Annotated in this window: 1 protein-coding gene; it reads right to left on the reverse strand. The window is 43.0% G+C overall.

Annotation, left to right across the window (positions count from 1 at the left end; all coding sequences use genetic code 11):
- The coding region (locus ACUVJL_RS07815; protein WP_445245329.1) for a TIGR02921 family PEP-CTERM protein at nucleotides 1-1,532 on the reverse strand (1,532 nt) is incomplete at its 3' end.
- Between the last annotated feature and the right edge of the window lies 1 nt (nucleotide 1,533).

Consider the following 1,533-nt stretch of genomic DNA (forward strand, 5'->3'; position numbering starts at 1 on the left):
GCCGGATCAACTCTTTCTACTACCTGTTGATTGTAGACTTGTTGGGCTGCACCGCGAGGCGATACCGTAAATACAAAACGTTTGTTTAAATCGCCAGTATCGCCCAGCCAAACTCCTGTAACTGCGGCGCTTTCCGGCAGGGAAAAGTAGTAGAATACTTCTTGCAAGTTCGGCGTTTGATTTTTGTAAACTTCGTAGAGTTGAACGTCAGCCCAGTCGCCGTTTTCTTTGACTGTCACTTCTTGCGACTGTAACCATACTTTTTCCTGATTGACATTCAGCAAACCTGCTTTAGCTTCTTCCCGGTTTGATGTTGACTGTACCGCGTGTTTTACTGCTTTTGTGTCGCCTTTTTGCAGTTCCGTATCGAAGAATTCGCCGTATAGTTTTTCGGCTTTTTTCACATCAGCACTAGAGCCTTGATACAAAAACGGCGACATTAAAAAATTATAGCTATTCTGCAAAGTTTGAGCCGCTCCGTCAGGGAAAATCCAACTATTTTTGTATATCTCATAAATGTGGTTGTTTTCACCTACAGTGCTCAGGTAGCGGTAAGGAGACAAATAAGCGTTAACTAAGCCCGCTCGAATCATATCAGACTTGGCTAATAAAGTTTGACGGCTGCTGTCGTTTGCGGGGGGAGTCGCCAGCATTTTCAGTGCTGCAATTTGTGGCTGCTGCTGCAAAGCCGAGAAAATAGCCAGCCAAGCTGCTATGACTCCCAAACTTCCGATTAGCGCTTTATTTTTCCCGTATTGTGCAGCAAAACTCTGCCATATTTTCCGCCCGGAATGAATGTAGAGAAAGCCGTACAGCGAAGGCATGACAACGAATAAACTACAGGTTAAACCAAACAATATAAACGATAGCGGTATCCAAATTAAACCCCAGGCCCAGCCCCCGTATTTAAACATATCCAGAAATGGTGAAACCCATGTAAACTTAAAAAATTGAATGACGAAAAATAAGAATCCATAAAGTGTATACAATGCCACAGGTACAGCGTAATAAATCAGCAATGTTGCCGCCCAAATGCCCACTACTACCATTAAAGTGTGACATCCTAATTGCAGCCACGCACTTCGCTTTTCTCCGATTAACCTTAAAAAACGAGGCTGTTTATTATGGGAAGTTTTAGAATCTGAGATATTTTGAACATTTTGTTTTTTACCCAGATAGCCGTACAGCATTTCCACTGAAAATGCTGCTATGCACAAAACAATAGTAGCGATGATTTGAGAACTAGCTGGGGTGAGTTCTCGCAGCAGGAACAAGCGGAGCAAACACAGCAAAAATAGCGGTGCTTCTACGCCGTAAAACCAACGCATTAGCTCTAGGGGTTGCTTGCGAAAACGCCTAGCTCCTATTACAGTACATACAGTGGGTACTGCGATCGTAGCTGCCATCGTCAAAGAAAACTCTAGCGGGATGATGCCATCGATTGTCGCCAGAATTAATGTCACTCCTATAACAGGCAAAATTCCCAAGTAAACAATCGATAAAAATGTTAAATTCCAGACCCAAAAAATTATT

It is taken from the genome of Microcoleus sp. OTE_8_concoct_300 (genome assembly GCF_031383065.1).
Lineage (GTDB): Bacteria > Cyanobacteriota > Cyanobacteriia > Cyanobacteriales > Microcoleaceae > Microcoleus.